Here is a 16,095-nt window from a genome sequence, read left to right as displayed (position 1 = left end):
TGACGTACAGTTAGGAAAAGGTAATTTAAGTTTATCTCTTCGCCGAAAGAGAAACTGAATTTCAAATAAAAAGCAAAATTGATTTCCTGCAAATACTTGCTTAAATATTGACTTTAGCTTCAAAATATGCGATAATAAAAATAATAATGATTTCAAAGGAAAGGAAATGTTTTATGACGATCATCGCAGGTCTTTATATTGATCCTTTTGATATTCTTCTTGACGTCCGAGTCTGAACCGATATTTTCGCTGTATAAAACCGAGTCAGGAAAAATGAAAGGATATGATGATATGGAAAAGGAGCTTTCAAAGCTTTACGAACCCTCGCAGGTCGAGGATAAGATCTACAAATTCTGGCATGACAACAACTATTTCCATGCCGAGAGAGATTCGCAGAAAAAACCGTATACTATTGTAATTCCGCCTCCGAACGTAACGGGGCAGCTCCATATGGGGCATGCTCTGGACGAAACATTGCAGGATATTCTTATCCGCTGGAAGAGAATGAGCGGTTATTCGGCACTCTGGCTGCCCGGTACAGACCACGCCGCTATTGCTACCGAAGCAAAGATCGTTGAAGCTATGCGCAAGGAGGGTATTACAAAAGAAGATCTCGGACGTGACGGCTTTATGGAACGTGCGTGGGAGTGGAAAAAGCAGTACGGCGGAAGAATTGTCGAACAGCTTAAAAAACTTGGTTCTTCATGCGACTGGGAGCGTGAGCGTTTCACTATGGACGAGGGCTGTTCTCAGGCTGTCAAGGAGGTTTTCGTTAAGTATTACGAAAAAGGCTTGATATACCGTGGAGAAAGAATGGTAAACTGGTGTCCTCACTGCAAAACAACGCTTTCAGACGCCGAGGTCACCTATGAGGATCAGCCGGGACATTTCTGGCATCTTCGCTATCCGCTCAAGGACGGCTCGGGTTATGTTCAGCTTGCAACTACCCGTCCCGAAACTCTGCTGGGAGATACCGCTGTCGCTGTTAACCCTAACGATGACAGATATAAGGATATTGTCGGCAAGACCTTGATACTTCCGCTGGTCGGCAGAGAAATTCCTGTTGTTGCCGACGATTATGTTGATATTGAATTTGGTACGGGCGTTGTAAAGATCACTCCCGCTCACGACCCTAACGACTTTGAGGTTGGAAAACGTCATGATCTTGCTGTTATCAACGTTATGACCGACGATGCCAAGATCGTTGACGATTATCCCGAATATGCAGGCATGGACCGCTATGAGGCAAGAAAGAAGATCGTTGAAGATCTTGATAAGGCAGGCTTCTTGGTTAAGACTGAAGATCACGACCACAATGTCGGCACCTGCTACCGCTGCGGCACAACCGTTGAGCCTAAAGTTTCAACTCAGTGGTTCGTAAAAATGAAGCCGCTTGCTCAGCCTGCTATCGACGCTGTTAAGAGCGGTGAAACGAAATTCGTTCCCGAACGTTTTGAGAAGATCTATTTCCACTGGCTTGAAAATATCCGTGACTGGTGCATTTCACGTCAGATCTGGTGGGGGCATCAGATCCCCGCATTCTACTGCGACGACTGCGGCGAAATGACCGTGACCAAGGAAAGCTCGGCTGTTTGCTCTAAGTGCGGAAAGCCTATGCGTCAGGATCCTGATACTCTCGATACATGGTTCTCGTCAGCGCTGTGGCCGTTTTCAACTCTTGGCTGGCCTGATGAAAACGCTGAGGATTTCAGATATTTCTACCCTACAAACACTCTTGTTACAGGATATGATATTATTCCGTTCTGGGTCATGAGAATGATGTTCTCGGGAATTGAATGCACGGGAAGAGTTCCGTTTGATACCGTTCTTATTCACGGTCTGGTCAGAGATTCACAGGGCAGAAAGATGTCAAAATCACTGGGCAACGGAATTGACCCGCTGCTGATAATCGACCAGTATGGCGCAGACGCCCTGAGATTTATGCTTGCTACAGGAAATTCCCCCGGAAACGATATGCGATTTATTGAAGAAAAGGTCAAGGCAAGCAGAAACTTTGCAAACAAGGTATGGAACGCCGCAAGGTTTATCATGATGAATCTGCCCGACGATTTCAAAGCGGACAAGCTTCCTGAAAAGCTGAATGTTGAAGACAAGTGGATAATTTCCCGATTCAACACTCTCGCCAAGGAGGTTAATCAGAATCTTGAAGCATTTGAGTTGGGCGTTGCTGTTCAGAAGCTTTACGATTTTATTTGGGACATATACTGCGACTGGTATATTGAGCTGACAAAGCCGAGAATTACGGCAGGCGGCGAAACCGCACTGACTGCTCAGACTGTTCTCGTTTGGGTAATGAAGGGTATGCTCAAACTGCTCCATCCGTTTATGCCTTATATTACCGAGGAGATATGGCAGGCGCTTGTTAATGACAACACTGCAATTATTGTAAGCGAGTTCCCTGTTTATGACGAGGCTCTCTCTTTTGCTGAGGACGAAGCCAGGTTTGAAAAGATCATCACCGCTATTAAGGGAATCCGTGCGACACGCAGCGATATGAACGTTCCGCCGTCAGTTAAGGCCAAGGTTTATATCGAAACTGCTCATACCGAAACTTTTGAAGCAGGAAAGCTTTTCTTTGAGCGTCTTGCGTCAGCTTCAGAGGTTGAAATTGCAGACAAATGGGAAATTCCCGACAGCGTAACGGTCGTTACAGATTCAGCTAGAATCTTTATCCCACTCTCTGATATTGTTGACATTGAAAAGGAAACAGCTCGTCTTACAAAGGAGAAAAAAGCGGTCCAGAAAGACCTTGACTTCCTTAACGGAAAGCTCAGCAATCAGGGCTTCCTTGCAAAAGCTCCCGAAAAGCTTATTGAAGCTGAAAAGGCTAAGCTTGAAAAGGCAAAGGAAAAAATGGCGAAAATCGAGCAGTCGATCGCGGCGCTGAAAAAATAACTTATTAAAAAAAGCCTTCTGCGGTACAAAACACCTCAGAAGGCTTTACTGTTTCTAAACACGAGTTTTAGGACGATAAATTCCAGCGCAGACTGATTTTATAAATAGGTCTGCGCTTTTTGCAGAAATTTGTCGAACGGAATACAATAGCTTTTACTTGAATTATGTCAGATTTTGTGGTATACTTTTTGTAATAATATTTATCATAAAGGAGTATAGAAAATGAAATGGTCAGCGTTATTATGCGAACAACGTCAAAGGCCTTCTATATCTGGAAAAGGCGACTCAAGAAATGAGTTTCAAAGAGATTATCACAGAATTATCCAAAGCGCATCATTTCGGCGTTTACAGGACAAAACTCAGGTCTTTCCGCTCGATAAAAGTGATTTTGTAAGAACAAGGCTCACTCATTCGCTGGAAGTGTCATCATTTGCAAAATCCCTGGGACAAATGATCTTTCAGAATATCATAAAATTCAAGCAGGATTCCGAAATTACGGAAGAGATCAAAGATAAGATATGCAGCGTTCTGGAATGTGCAGGACTTATTCACGACATAGGTAATCCGCCCTTCGGTCATTTCGGTGAAGAAACAATTCGTGCGTGGTTTAAAAACAATCTGCCTAATATAAAATACAACGGTAAGGAAATTACAAATATTCTATCCGAGCAAATGCTTAATGATCTGTATCACTTTGAGGGCAACGCTCAGGCTCTCAGGCTTCTGACGAAGCTGCATTTCCTTGTTGACGAGCATGGAATGAATCTTAATTTTACGCTGCTGAACACAATAATAAAGTATCCTGTTTCATCAATTGAAATAAATAAGGAAAGTAAAAATATCAAAGAGCATAAAATGGGCTATTACTTAGCAGAAAAGGAATTGTTTGAAGAGATAACCTCAGCCACAGGCGCAGTTGATTGCCGCCACCCCCTAGCATATATTCTTGAAGCAGCAGATGACATTGCTTATAAAACCGCAGATATAGAGGACGCTGTAAAAAAAGGCTTTATTACATATTCACAGCTTATCAGGGATCTTAAAAGCGAAAAATATAGCGGCAAATGTGCAGATGAGCAAGAGCTTAATGAATACCAAAAGGCAATAGACAGGCTTGAATATTATTACAAAACAGCATTGGAAAATGAAACCTCTTCTCCCGAACAGAACGCAGTTCAGCGCTGGATAATTTATGTTCAGGGCGTATTGCTTAAATGCGCGGCATTCGGATTTACAAAGAATTATCATGAAATTATGAACGGCAGTTTTAAAGATGAAATACTGTCCGTTTCTCACGCAAACGCTCTTGCTTCTGCTCTCGGTGATCTTGCGCTCAGATATGTTTTTAAATCAAAACCCATTTATAAGCTTGAGATCTCGGCAGGAACAATTTTAAACTTTTTGTTGGACAAGCTTGTAAATGCCGTTCTTTACTATGATACGGATAAGAAGCTTTCACCGATGAGCCAGCGTCTTATCGCTTTGATTTCTGAAAATTATATCAAAGCATACAGGTCATATTCTGAGGATAAAAACGATAATGAAAAATTATATCTGCGTTTGTTATTGGTTACAGACTTTATCTGCGGAATGACAGACAGCTATGCAAAAAGACTGTATCAGGAACTCAGCGGGATAATGTAGGGGAAAATAATATGTTGATAGAAGAATATTTAGAAGACATTTATGAACAGCTTAAAGAGCAAGTTGAGGGTATGCTTGGCCTGTGTTTATTAAAAGATGTTAATTATCATTCAGGGAACATACCGGATTACAAAAATAAAACTGTGCAATTATTGTATTGTTTAAAATACCATTTTGGTTATGCCTGCGAATATGAATATATGTATCATAAGGTTTTGAATGAAATGTCAGACAAAGATGAAATTACCGTAGTGTCAATAGGCTGTGGAAACGGAATTGATTTGTGGGCTTTACAAAGTGCAATTAGCCGGGAGAATAAAGATATAAAAATAAATTATTATGGTATAGATTCATTGGATTTCAATTTTTCACAGGAACATATGATGAAGCCGAAGAAAAATGGATTACAGATCGTGAACGTAATTGGGATAACGATAACGTGCGTGAGTTCGTAAATTTATGTAATGATGCTCAGATAAAACTACTTACGTTTAGTAATCACCCTTACACGGATATTCAAGTTGAGCGGTTGAAGAATGTTTCAGTTTTAGGTTTTATATATGCAATATCAAAATTAAAGCTATTAGTTGGAATAGACAGCTCAGGGGGGCATATTGCAGCATGTTATAAAGTGCCTTCGATTACAGTTTGGGGAAAACAGACGCCGGAATATTTTTATAATATTGGCATTAAGCAGGAAAACCTTAAACATAACAAGATAAGTTATAGACCCCTCAGAAAGAATATTAGTATATGGTCAAAGGATAGATGTATAGAAAAGGTAGGTTTCAAAATTGTCTTTGATAAGATGCTGGAGGTAATAAACGGTGGAGTAAATCTTTCGGAGGATGTTTTAGATTATGATAATCATAGCAACTGTTTTATAATGGAATAGAAGGGGTTGGTAATTGATGTAATGGATTCGGACATTAAAAACCTAAAAAATATAACAGGTGGTGATATAACAAAATAATTGTGAGTTCTGTAGTTTACACAAAATATTATAAAAACTAGGAGGCTAATATGGATTACAAAATTAAATTAAACTCATTCTATCTGTGTGTTCAAGATTTAAAAAGAGCGGTTAATTTTTATGAGCAAATTTTGAACCAAAAAGTAGAAGGTGATGGCTCATTGTTTGTTATCAACGGCATAAGATTTTGGTTGTTTGATTATCAAGCTGCTAACGATAACAGAGTTGTTTTTGGACACAATTGTTTGCCAAGTTTTGAAGTAAGTGATATTAAAGCTTTAGTGGAAAAATTAGAAGAATTGCAAGCGGAAATAGTATATCCCCTTACTCATTTAGGCAACAATTGGGTTCTTGAATTTAAAGATTCCGAAGGCAATGACATTGAAGTATATTCAAGATATCGTCCTTTTGAAGAAGACCCGGACGGAAATTATTCTTTCAATTGATTTTTTTAAAAATAGAAAGAGAAAAGATTTAATGAATAACATGATGTACATTAACCGAAATATGATCCTTCGCCTGTAAAGATACGTTTTTTACAAGCGAAGGAAATAAATCAATGAATAATTGGCTATCGTGTTGTATCGTCATTATTTATTATAGGTATTGATTGGAGCAATAAAATTACAGGCAGAGGTAATGATAATGTGCAATACTTCCAAACCGACGTATCAGAATTAGTTGAAATAATGCCAGCGTTAGATAGAATCGATATACTGATCTTTCCAAAATCAATATGTGAAATTTCATCATCTGATTTGCAGTATATTGCGAAATATATTTCATCAAAAACAGATGAAATATATATTATGGCTTCGTATAGGAATGTTGAAGCTGCATTAAATCTAGACGTGAACAAAATGATATTACTTAGTAATTATTTAAATAAAGAGAAGTTTCAAATATCAATCGGCGTTCCTGAATATTCATATTCATTTGAACATAAAGGTACAGGAATAAGAAAAATATATTATGATTATGTTTATCCAGATGAAGCAATAAGCTATATTGAACAGCTGGGAAATAAATGTATACTATTTGATGAAGATGATAACGACTGTATATCTTGTAATGATATAATTACAAGGAAACCTATATTAACACTCAGCAATATACATTTCAACTGGCTTAAATTTGAAAGGTATTAAAACTCTATTGACGAATGACAAATATAGGTGTATCATATTAATAAAGGAGTGATAAAATGATAATCAGCGCAAGCCGCCGGACGGATATACCTGCTTTCTATTCGGAATGGTTTTTCAAAAGAATAAAAGCCGGATATGTTCTTGTGAGAAATCCCATGAATATCCATCAGGTCAGCAGGGTAAAGCTTACTCCTGACGTTGTTGACTGCATTGTATTTTGGACAAAAAATCCTAAGCCAATGCTTGAACGGCTTGACGAACTGAAAGATTACAGCTACTATTTCCAGTTTACCCTGAATTCCTATGCAAAGGATATTGAGCCGAATGTTCCGTCAAAGGACAAAGAAATAATTCCGACCTTTAAATTACTTTCGGATAAAATCGGCAAGGAAAGAGTTATCTGGAGATACGACCCCATAATTATCAATCAAAAATACACCGCCGAATATCATATAAAATATTTTGAAAGGCTTGCGCATATGCTTGACGGAAAGTTCGGAAAATGCGTTATCAGCTTTGTTGATTACTACAAAAAGAACGCAGCAAACTTCAGAAACAATAATATATCAGAGCTTTCTATTAAAAGCATAAGACAAATTGCAAATGCTTTTTCAGAAATTGCAGAAAGAAATAATTTTACTATAAATACCTGTGCAGAGGAAATTGACTTGAGCGAGTTCGGCATTGAACACGGAAGGTGTATTGACGATACACTGATCGAAAAGCTTACGGGCAGCAAGCTTATAATACCGAAGGACAAAAATCAGCGTGATGAATGCGGCTGTGTTGAAAGCATTGATATCGGCTTGTATAACACCTGCCTGCATGAATGTAAATACTGCTATGCAAATTACAGCAGAAATACCGTACTTTCAAATTATAAGAAATATGATATTGATTCTCCGCTGCTTTGCAGCAGTATCAGGGAAGAAGATAAGATCACTGACAGAAAAGTCAAATCTCTTATTGACAGTCAGCTTGGTTTCGGAGATATATAATAAACTCCTATTAATTATAAATGCTTTTCTGCAAATAGTTCCTTATAAATACCTAACGCCCCTGAAGTGTCTGCGATCAGTTCAGGGGCGTTTAATATAATAAATCGGTTAGGTCATAGCATTTTTAAATGTGGAAAACCGCAGGGAATCGGGTAGAATTAAATTAGGTATATAACTCATTATCCGACGCCGCTGTAGGTAAGAATTATACACGGCGAACCCCTTATATACCGCCTCGCAAGCATAATATTTTGAGCCTCCCTGCTGTAATCTCCGTGCAGTTTAAAATTCTTATACAGACAAGCATGTACTGCTCAGAGCCGGGATACTTGAAATAAACAATGTCAATACTGATAAATGCTGTTCTTGACTATTCGGCAAATTTGGGTTACACTATAAATATAATAACTTAACTAAAGGAGGACGCTGTTATCAGACCTTTCGGAGGTAACGGCAAAAGCTTATGACACAATATGAAAAACTGCTTAAATGCTTTGAATGCGTAAAATCAATGATAAATTTCAAGCCTGAGATCGCACTGGTTCTCGGTTCGGGATTGGGTGATTTTGCAGATACGGCTGTGGATGTATATGCCGCTCTTGACTATTCTGAGATCGAGGGCTTTCCACGTTCTACCGTCGAAGGACATAAGGGACGCTTTGTGTTCGGATATGTAAACGGAGTTCCCTGTGTAATTATGCAGGGCAGAGTTCATTATTACGAAGGCTATCCCATGACCGACGTTGTGCTTCCTGCAAGACTTATGTCAATGCTGGGAGCAAAGGTTCTTTTTCTTACCAACGCTTCCGGGGGTATCAACGCCGATTTTTCCGCAGGTGACTTTATGCTGATAAAGGATCATATCTCCTGCTTTGTACCCAATCCGCTTATCGGCAGGAATATAGACGAGCTTGGTACTCGTTTTCCCGATATGAGCAGGATATATTCTCCTGAACTTAGACGTATAATTAAGGATACTGCCTCCGATCTCGAAATAAAGCTTCAGGAGGGAGTTTATCTACAGCTTACAGGGCCTTCCTTCGAGTCACCCGCGGAGATCAAAATGCTCAGAACCTTCGGTGCAGACGCAGTAGGAATGTCTACGGCTGTAGAAGCTATTGCCGCAAATCACGCAGGTATGCTCGTCTGCGGAATATCCTGCGTTTCAAATCTTGCCTGCGGAATGACAGACAATCCTCTTACTCATGCCGAGGTTCAGGAATGTGCCGATAAGGCAGCCCCTAAATTCAAAAGGCTTATTTCGGAAAGTATTGAAAATATATCTGATTACCTCAATACTGTCAACTGAAGCTGAGGTGGATCAGAAATGATATACAATGAAAACGACAGTGTAAGGCTTTCCCAAGACGGAAGCTCCGTTGTGATAATAGATCAGACGCTGCTGCCTGCCGAAAAAAGATTTATTTCACTTTCCGCCGCCGAAGAGATTTTTGACGCAATATACCATTTAAGAGTAAGGGGCGCACCTGCAATTGGAATTTTCGCAGGCTACGCCTTATATGTGCTTGCCCGACAGATTAGCGAAACCGAGGATTTCTTTGCGAGGCTTGAAGAGCTGTCGGACTATCTTAACTCCTCCCGTCCTACGGCAGTCAATCTTTCATGGGCGCTTAACAGAGTAAAGAAAGCCGCGTTAAACTGCCGCAACCTAAAAAGAAGTGAGATCCTTAACGCTATGAAAACCGAAGCCGCAGAAATTCATGAAGAGGATACAGCCGTATGCAGGAAAATAGCGGAATACGGGCTTTCCCTTATAAATGACGGCGACGGGATACTTACACACTGCAACGCAGGTGCGCTTGCGACCTCACGATACGGAACAGGCTTAGGACCTCTTCTTTACGGCGCAGAACAGGGATACAGATTCCACGCATTTATTGACGAAACACGTCCGCTTATGCAGGGCGCAAGACTTACTGCGTTTGAGCTTATGAACGCCGGGATCGACTGTACTCTGATCTGCGACAATGCGGCAGGGCTGCTTATGAGTCAAGGAAAAATACAGGCCTGCTTTGCCGGCTGCGACCGGGCGGCAATGAACGGCGACTGCGCCAATAAGATCGGAACAGCGTCTGCCGCAGTTCTGGCAAATTACTATAAAATTCCGTTTTATATTTTTTGTCCTTCATCAACGATCGACAAAAACTGCAGGACCGGAAAGGACATAGTGATTGAAGAACGCCCCGCAGAAGAAATAACAAAGCTTTATTTCAGCAGGCAGATTGCTCCCGACGGAATAAAGTGCTTCAATCCTGCCTTTGACGTTACAGATCACAGTCTTATAACTGCGATAATTACCGAAAACGGCATATTCAGATTATGATAAAGCAGCCAGTCAGCATATCCGTAACTGTCTTAGAAAAAGCCTCAGTTATAATTTCAAATAAAGATCCCGCCAAGCCTTAAACTTGACGGGATCATTTTTTAAGTTCACGCTAATTGACTTATTATTCAAACAAACCGTTTTTCAATCTTTCATATGTGGATCTTTCCAATCCTACATATACAGGAAACCTTCCTGTCTTTTCAATTGTCAGACCATTAAGCATACCCGTATGAAATGATATGTGCCTGAACTGACCAAGCGCCAACTCAAATCTGGTGTATTTACAATTTTTCGGCTTTTCGCACAGCATTTTATCGCTAAGGGAATCAATATAGGTAATAGTTTTCTGACGAACCTGTTCCAAATAGTTTAAAAGCTCATTATCTGATAAAACTATATCGCAGGGATAATCAGGATTATCCATACCGTTTTCGTGGAAAAACGGTTCTTTATAATTAAAAGGATCAAAAAACCACTTGTCTGCTGAATGTATTGTATGATATACATACCGCCACGCAGGACTTTCGCAGATAAGCGCATTGCGGTCGTAGGTTTTAATTACAGTTTCAAGGTTAATAAAATTAGGAATTACCTGCTGTTTGATTATTTCACACAGAGTGTTCATGACTTAATATCCTCCATAAGCTCTCTGCACCGAGCATATATACGCTTAGGATCTTCGCCTACGCTGAAGCGTCCGTTTTCATAAAGTACTTTTCCTGCGCACATTGTAAGCTTAACGTTCTGCTTTGAACCGCTGTAAACCAAATTTTTCACAATATTGTTTTCCGGCTGCATATTAGGCCGGGACATATCTATAACTATCAGATCCGCCTGATTTCCGACGTTAAGTCCGGTACAGTCGTTAAGCCCCATTGCAAGAGCCGAACCTTTTACCGCCGCATTCAGCACAGTATCTGCCGGACAAGCCGAAGCGTCCGCTCTGTCTATCTTCTGAAGAGCCGTCATAAGGAACATTTCCCTGAACATATCAAGGCAGTTGTTACTTGCCGCTCCGTCTGTTCCGATTGCTATATTTATACCCTTATCCTGCATTCTGCATATCGGGGCTATTCCGCTGGCAAGCTTGGAATTTGAGCCGGGACAGGTAACCGCCCAGACTCCATGCTCCTTGAATATCGCCATATCGTTATCACTGAAATGAACGCAGTGAAAGCCCGCTCCGCCGTAATTATAAATTCCCAGACTGTCAAACAGCTCAGTAGGAGTTTTCTCATATTTCTGAATACATTCAACAACCTCTTTTTCGGTTTCCGAATTATGAACCGAAACGGGAGCCTTGTACTTTTCGGCAAGCTCGGCAACCCCCTCAAGCATTTCATATTCCGCCGTATACTCGGCATGAAAGCCAAGACGGTATGAAACAAGCGGATCTACGCCGTTAAAACGCTTATAGTTTTCCTCCAGACGCTTCACATTTGACCTATCCCCGCTTATTGCTCCGCACATAACCGTTCTGAAGCCGCATTCGGTATTCGCCTTAAAATAAGCGTCCGGTTCAAAATACATATCAAAGGACGCGGTTATTCCCGAGGTAAGATATTCAAGAATCGCAAGCTTTGAAAACCAGTAAACATCCTTATCGGTCAGCTTTGCCTCCATGGGAAATACCTGCTTGAAAAGCCAGTCATGCAGCGGAAGGTCGTCCGCATAGGAACGGAGAAAGGTCATAGCCGAATGCGTATGGGCATTTTTAAAGGACGGCATAAGCAGGCTGCCTTCAAGATCGTATTCCTTTTCAAACAAGGTGTTTTTGAGCAGCTCGTCTGACGGAGCTCCGGCAAAAGCGATCTTATCTCCCTCGACCCATACCTCCTTATTCTCTATACTGATACCGTCCTGTATATCCATTACTCTTCCGTTTTTAAACCTTATCATCTTCCTCTACCTCATTTCATAATTTTAAGCAAGGGAGCTTGCTCTGCCGCACCGCAGGAGCTTGAGCCTCCGTATGCAAAGATTAAAGTTATTATATCACACTTTTTTATCATATACAAGATATTCTAAGGGTTTCAAATATAATTTTCTATAAAAACAGAATATATTTCCATTAAATAATTCAAGAAAACTTGAAAAAAAGTATTGACAACAGGCAATAATAATGATATAATAGATAAGTACTCAATCAGAGAACATAAAAATATCGCGGAGTGGAGCAGTTCGGTAGCTCGTCGGGCTCATAACCCGAAGGTCGTAGGTTCAAATCCTGCCTCCGCAACCAATGCCGAAAGAAGTCTGTTGTATTAAATAGACTTCTTTTACTTTTTCTGACAGAATATAAAGGGAATCGAACTATATCAAAAATGCCTTTTCTATAACAATGTACTCTCGGCTAAGTGAGATCTAAAGTTTTCACCCATTTTAATACTGTTTAGTACATCGAGATACCTGTCATCACTTTGCGATGACAGGTATTTTTATGCTTGCTGCAAATATCCGATCTGTTACGCTATTTTATAATTTGAACTGACTATATTATATAGTATAATTTTGTTTGAGTAAAATGCACAAAAAGAGCATACGGAATCTGATATGCTGATTCTACAAAATTATATCCCGACTGTTTTTTGATAAACTGTGGCTTTTTCGGCTCCTGCTTTGTATTAATTATGAAAGGAGGCTGATACCTCTTGGAAGTGTTGACGTTGCGTACGGACGAAGACATAGAGCAGACTATAAATAAATACTCATCCACTGTTTACAGCATCGCTATGACCAGATTAAAAAGCAGATCTGACGCTGATGATGTTTTTCAGGAGGTTTTTTTAACTATGTGCAGAAAACGCCCGTCGTTTGAAAGCGAAGAGCACCGTAAAGCATGGATAATAAAAACCACTCTTAATTACTGTAAAAGAATAACAATGAGTACCTGGCGAAGAAAAACCTCACCGTTGGAAGAAGTTTCAGACCGCTCATATCAGTTCTATACCAAGGAGGAAAACGACGTATACAACGCCGTATCAGATCTGCCTAAAAAATACCGAACAATAATAGTCCTGTATTATTTTGAAGATATATCCGTAAAAGAAATAAGCTCGATTCTGCATATCCGCGAAGGAACGGTAAGAATGCAGCTGACTCGTGCAAGGAATATACTGAAAACTAAACTGAAAGGAGATTATTTTTATGAATAAAAGCTTTTTTAAGAATATGAAAGAACAACTAAAGCCCTCCGATAAGGTTTTAAATGAGCTTCTTGAAAAAATAAACAGCGCGCCGCGGGTAAAAAGCAGAGTATGGCTTAATATTACATATGCTGCGGCAGCAGCGGCGGTACTTATCTTAGCGGTTACTTTTATTCCCGGAGCGAGTTCCGACGGAAAAATAAAAGTTTATGAAAGCAGCACCGCTTCCGACTGCGGCAGTAATTCAGGCTGCATAGTCAAAAATCCGGCAGCTTCCGCCGACAGTATTGCCGCAGGATTCGTTATTGATAATAATAACAGCCTGAATCCTCAGAGCAGCAGTTCATCCGGTGCGCCTTCTAAGGATAATACCTCTGAAACGAACGGCGAAAACTCCAAAACCGATAACAAGAAGTCCGAAGAAAGCAAAGCTCCGTCAGACAGCAGCTCCGTCAATGCAGCTGACAGCAAGACTGATACAGAGGAATCTTCAAAGACCGACGACGTTTCAGGTGCGGCAAACTACAGCAGTTCTGACGCTGATCAGGACGAAGCAAATAAGCTTGCTCAATGCACAGCAATAGACTATAACGGATCTACTTATAATTATATTTTAATTTCTTCATCCGAAGAAACCGGAATTACAAAGCTCGGTTCCGGAACAGCAATGGCGGAAAATATATCTGTGACTGCTGATATTTACAGTGACGTTACGCTTCCTTCCGATACTCTTATCTGGCTGAAAACCCGTACATCAGATTACTATGCATATTTTAACAGCGGCTTCCCCAAGGATACTCTTTCCCGGTATATAAGTTCACTTTGCCTAAAAAATTTATCCTGCATTCAGGCTATGGGTGATCTGACGCAGTCATATTCCTCTGAGATTAATACCGAATTTGACTGCGAAAAGAACCGGCAGGCAGTTACAATGCTCGGATATCTGGAGAGTATTGCAGGCTCGGCTCAGAAGTGCGACAACGATACAGCATATGAAAATATACACAATTCAGGCAGCTACGGGCTGTATTTTGAAATGTCCTATCCGTATTCATATTCTCAGCAATGTACGATCTCAATGAGCCGCTCGGGATATATCCAATTCAGGTTTATGGGACAGACCTCATCTTATTATGTCGGAGCTAACGCCGATATTATGATCGACAGACTGTCCGGCGATTTTAACCTTCAATAATAAATTTCTCTTTATATTAACAAAGCAGCGCCGCATATCTTATCATGATATGCGGCGCTGCCGGCAGTTATTATAAATTATGCCCTTGCTGCAAGATCTGCAAATTCCTCTCTGTATTTATCTGTAATAAGATCATACTTATTAAGTGTATCCAGAATTTCATTAGGTTTAATATCAGAATATTCGCTTCCCTTTAAATACATTGCAAATTCGGCAGCACAGGCTGCAAACGCAAGATTCGACGGCATTTCTTCGGTATAGGAATCAACCCTAACTGCATTTTGTATCTCACGGCTATCATTTTTCTCGGGACTCTTATACCTTAGTTTTACCGTAAGCAGCTCCTTCTGAAGCTCACCGCTCTGATTAATTTCAGCGCCGCTTTCTTTTGTATCCTTTACCTCTGCTGAGGAAGTGTTTTTCTGATATTTAAGCTCTATTCCCGATGAACCTGACGAACCAAGAACTCCTTTAACAGGTATTATCTCATAAAGAGCGGTAACGCTGTGACCCGCTCCCATATCCCCGGCGTCCTTTTTATCATCGGTAAAATCCTCGTCTTCAAGCAGGCGGTTCTCATAGCCTACAAGCCTGTATGCCGCAACGTTAAGAGGATTGAATTCGACCTGTATCTTAACGTCCTTGGCAACGGTATAAAGCGTTCCGCTCATTTCAGCCACAAGCACCTTTTCCGCCTCGCTGAGGGAATCTATATACGAGTAGTTTCCGTTTCCGTTATCGGCAAGCGCTTCAAGCCTATCGTCTTTAAGATTGCCGGTTCCGAAGCCGAGGACCGACAGGTAAACTCCGCCTTCACGCTTTTTCTCCACCAGCGCCGTAAGCTCCTCCGCAGAAGATACTCCTACGTTAAGGTCCCCGTCCGTTGCAAGAATAACTCTGTTGTTTCCGCCTTCTATGAAATACTCCTCAGCGATATTGTAGGCTCTGTTTATTCCCGCCTCGCCTGCGGTAGAGCCACCCGCCTCCAGCGAACCCAAGGCGTCGGTTATCTTTGTATAATTGTCACCTGTTTCTCCCTCAAGAACGACCTTATCCTCACCCGCGTAAGTAACTATAGAAATTCGGTCGTTTTTATCAAGATTTTCCGCAAGCATTGCAAACGCCTGCTGAACCAGCGGCAGCTTGTTTTGATCCATCATAGAGCCGCTTACGTCAATAAGAAATACAAGATTCATAGGAGGTCTTTCGGTAACCTCAATATCCTCCGCCTTTAATCCGACAAGCATAAGCTTCGATTCACTGTTCCACGGACAGTCGGAAAGCTCCGTCGTTATCGAAACCGGATCTTCTCCCGAGGGCTGAGGATAATCGTAATTGAAGTAATTTATGAACTCTTCTGTCCTGACTGCGTCCGGGTTTACCGTTTCTCCGTTTAGCAGCATTCGTCTGATATTTGCATAAGAAGCGGTATCGACGTCAGTTGAAAAGGTTGAAAGCGGATAATCTGCAACAAGCTTATATCCGTTTTCCGTATATTTTGCATATTCCTCAGCGTTAGGCTGCTCATTCAAATATTCTTCTGAATAATTATCGCTTTGACCATCAATGGTATTATCGTTTGAGGGTCTGTAATTTCCGCCGTTCATGCTTGCCGAATCCTTTGCACCGCATGAAGTCATTATTCCCGCAGACATAAAAACCGCAGTTGTCATGCTTAACGCCTTTATTAGATTTTTCTTTGTGTTTTTCATAGTGCCGTCCTCCCTT

14 protein-coding genes and 1 tRNA gene are annotated in these 16,095 nt (G+C 40.8%); 12 read left to right on the top strand and 3 right to left on the bottom strand.

The window, feature by feature from the left end; all coding sequences use genetic code 11:
• The first annotated feature begins 291 nt into the window (after nt 1-291).
• The 9 genes from ACYQ0H_RS01870 to mtnA all read left to right on the top strand — a co-directional run bounded on the left by ACYQ0H_RS01870 (nt 292) and on the right by mtnA (nt 10,023).
• A complete protein-coding gene (locus tag ACYQ0H_RS01870) occupies nt 292-2,916 on the top strand; it encodes a valine--tRNA ligase (RefSeq protein ID WP_459811231.1) in 2,625 nt (874 codons plus the stop codon).
• Nucleotides 2,917-3,138: 222 nt separating this feature from the next.
• Nucleotides 3,139-4,560 carry a deoxyguanosinetriphosphate triphosphohydrolase gene (locus ACYQ0H_RS01865; protein ID WP_459811127.1) on the top strand — a complete coding sequence of 474 codons (1,422 nt, stop codon included), beginning with the start codon at nt 3,139-3,141 and terminating at the stop codon, nt 4,558-4,560.
• Nucleotides 4,561-4,571: 11 nt separating this feature from the next.
• Nucleotides 4,572-5,015, top strand: coding sequence for a hypothetical protein (locus tag ACYQ0H_RS01860; protein ID WP_459811126.1), 444 nt, complete (start codon nt 4,572-4,574; stop codon nt 5,013-5,015).
• A gap of 74 nt (nt 5,016-5,089) precedes the next feature.
• A complete protein-coding gene (locus tag ACYQ0H_RS01855; protein WP_459811125.1) occupies nt 5,090-5,455 on the top strand; it encodes a glycosyltransferase family 9 protein in 366 nt (121 codons plus the stop codon).
• A 128-nt stretch (nt 5,456-5,583) separates the two neighbouring features.
• Nucleotides 5,584-5,979, top strand: coding sequence for a VOC family protein (locus ACYQ0H_RS01850; protein WP_459811124.1), 396 nt, complete (start codon nt 5,584-5,586; stop codon nt 5,977-5,979).
• 201 nt (nt 5,980-6,180) lie between these two features.
• Nucleotides 6,181-6,681, top strand: a complete 501-nt coding sequence (locus ACYQ0H_RS01845) for a hypothetical protein (protein ID WP_459811123.1) — start codon at nt 6,181-6,183, stop codon at nt 6,679-6,681.
• Between the two features lie 56 nt (nt 6,682-6,737).
• Nucleotides 6,738-7,679, top strand: coding sequence for a DUF1848 domain-containing protein (locus ACYQ0H_RS01840; RefSeq protein ID WP_459811122.1), 942 nt, complete (start codon nt 6,738-6,740; stop codon nt 7,677-7,679).
• 463 nt (nt 7,680-8,142) lie between these two features.
• On the top strand, nt 8,143-8,988 hold the full coding sequence (locus ACYQ0H_RS01835; RefSeq protein WP_459811121.1) for a purine-nucleoside phosphorylase: 846 nt from the start codon (nt 8,143-8,145) through the stop codon (nt 8,986-8,988).
• An 18-nt stretch (nt 8,989-9,006) separates the two neighbouring features.
• The gene (gene mtnA, locus ACYQ0H_RS01830; protein ID WP_459811120.1) at nt 9,007-10,023 is read left to right on the top strand and encodes an S-methyl-5-thioribose-1-phosphate isomerase; all 1,017 of its coding nucleotides are present in this window, start codon (nt 9,007-9,009) and stop codon (nt 10,021-10,023) included.
• A gap of 124 nt (nt 10,024-10,147) precedes the next feature.
• Here the strand turns inward: mtnA and ACYQ0H_RS01825 are convergent, their stop codons facing one another.
• Together ACYQ0H_RS01825 and ACYQ0H_RS01820 are read right to left on the bottom strand one after the other, a co-directional pair.
• Nucleotides 10,148-10,651, bottom strand: a complete 504-nt coding sequence (locus ACYQ0H_RS01825) for a DinB family protein (protein ID WP_459811119.1) — start codon at nt 10,649-10,651, stop codon at nt 10,148-10,150.
• Entirely contained in the window at nt 10,648-11,925 is a 1,278-nt protein-coding gene (locus ACYQ0H_RS01820; protein ID WP_459811118.1) for an amidohydrolase, read from the bottom strand. The genes ACYQ0H_RS01825 and ACYQ0H_RS01820 overlap by 4 nt, the downstream gene beginning before the upstream one ends.
• A gap of 266 nt (nt 11,926-12,191) precedes the next feature.
• Here ACYQ0H_RS01820 and ACYQ0H_RS01815 point away from each other — a divergent pair.
• From ACYQ0H_RS01815 to ACYQ0H_RS01805, 3 genes are all read left to right on the top strand, one after another.
• A tRNA-Met gene (locus ACYQ0H_RS01815) sits at nt 12,192-12,268 on the top strand.
• Between the two features lie 415 nt (nt 12,269-12,683).
• Entirely contained in the window at nt 12,684-13,181 is a 498-nt protein-coding gene (locus ACYQ0H_RS01810) for an RNA polymerase sigma factor (protein WP_459811230.1), read from the top strand.
• Entirely contained in the window at nt 13,174-14,367 is a 1,194-nt protein-coding gene (locus ACYQ0H_RS01805) for a hypothetical protein (RefSeq protein ID WP_459811117.1), read from the top strand. Before ACYQ0H_RS01810 ends, ACYQ0H_RS01805 begins: the two co-directional genes overlap by 8 nt.
• Before the next feature lie 77 nt (nt 14,368-14,444).
• On the opposite strand, the gene ACYQ0H_RS01800 is transcribed toward ACYQ0H_RS01805, so the two are convergent.
• Nucleotides 14,445-16,079 carry a vWA domain-containing protein gene (locus ACYQ0H_RS01800; protein ID WP_459811116.1) on the bottom strand — a complete coding sequence of 545 codons (1,635 nt, stop codon included), beginning with the start codon at nt 16,077-16,079 and terminating at the stop codon, nt 14,445-14,447.
• Between the last annotated feature and the right edge of the window lie 16 nt (nt 16,080-16,095).

The sequence above is a fragment of the Hominimerdicola intestinalis genome (assembly GCF_054655215.1).
The sequence above is the reverse complement of the archived record's forward strand: the minus strand, read 5'-3'. Positions and strand labels throughout refer to the sequence as shown.

Coding starts and splice junctions, on each gene's coding strand:
- ACYQ0H_RS01870 (WP_459811231.1), top strand. CDS start 292: ATGGAAAAGGAGCTTTCAAAGCTTTACGAACCCTCGCAGGTCGAGGAT.
- ACYQ0H_RS01865 (WP_459811127.1), top strand. CDS start 3,139: ATGAAATGGTCAGCGTTATTATGCGAACAACGTCAAAGGCCTTCTATA.
- ACYQ0H_RS01860 (WP_459811126.1), top strand. CDS start 4,572: ATGTTGATAGAAGAATATTTAGAAGACATTTATGAACAGCTTAAAGAG.
- ACYQ0H_RS01850 (WP_459811124.1), top strand. CDS start 5,584: ATGGATTACAAAATTAAATTAAACTCATTCTATCTGTGTGTTCAAGAT.
- ACYQ0H_RS01840 (WP_459811122.1), top strand. CDS start 6,738: ATGATAATCAGCGCAAGCCGCCGGACGGATATACCTGCTTTCTATTCG.
- ACYQ0H_RS01835 (WP_459811121.1), top strand. CDS start 8,143: ATGACACAATATGAAAAACTGCTTAAATGCTTTGAATGCGTAAAATCA.
- mtnA (WP_459811120.1), top strand. CDS start 9,007: ATGATATACAATGAAAACGACAGTGTAAGGCTTTCCCAAGACGGAAGC.
- ACYQ0H_RS01825 (WP_459811119.1), bottom strand. CDS start 10,651: ATGAACACTCTGTGTGAAATAATCAAACAGCAGGTAATTCCTAATTTT.
- ACYQ0H_RS01820 (WP_459811118.1), bottom strand. CDS start 11,925: ATGATAAGGTTTAAAAACGGAAGAGTAATGGATATACAGGACGGTATC.
- ACYQ0H_RS01805 (WP_459811117.1), top strand. CDS start 13,174: ATGAATAAAAGCTTTTTTAAGAATATGAAAGAACAACTAAAGCCCTCC.
- ACYQ0H_RS01800 (WP_459811116.1), bottom strand. CDS start 16,079: ATGAAAAACACAAAGAAAAATCTAATAAAGGCGTTAAGCATGACAACT.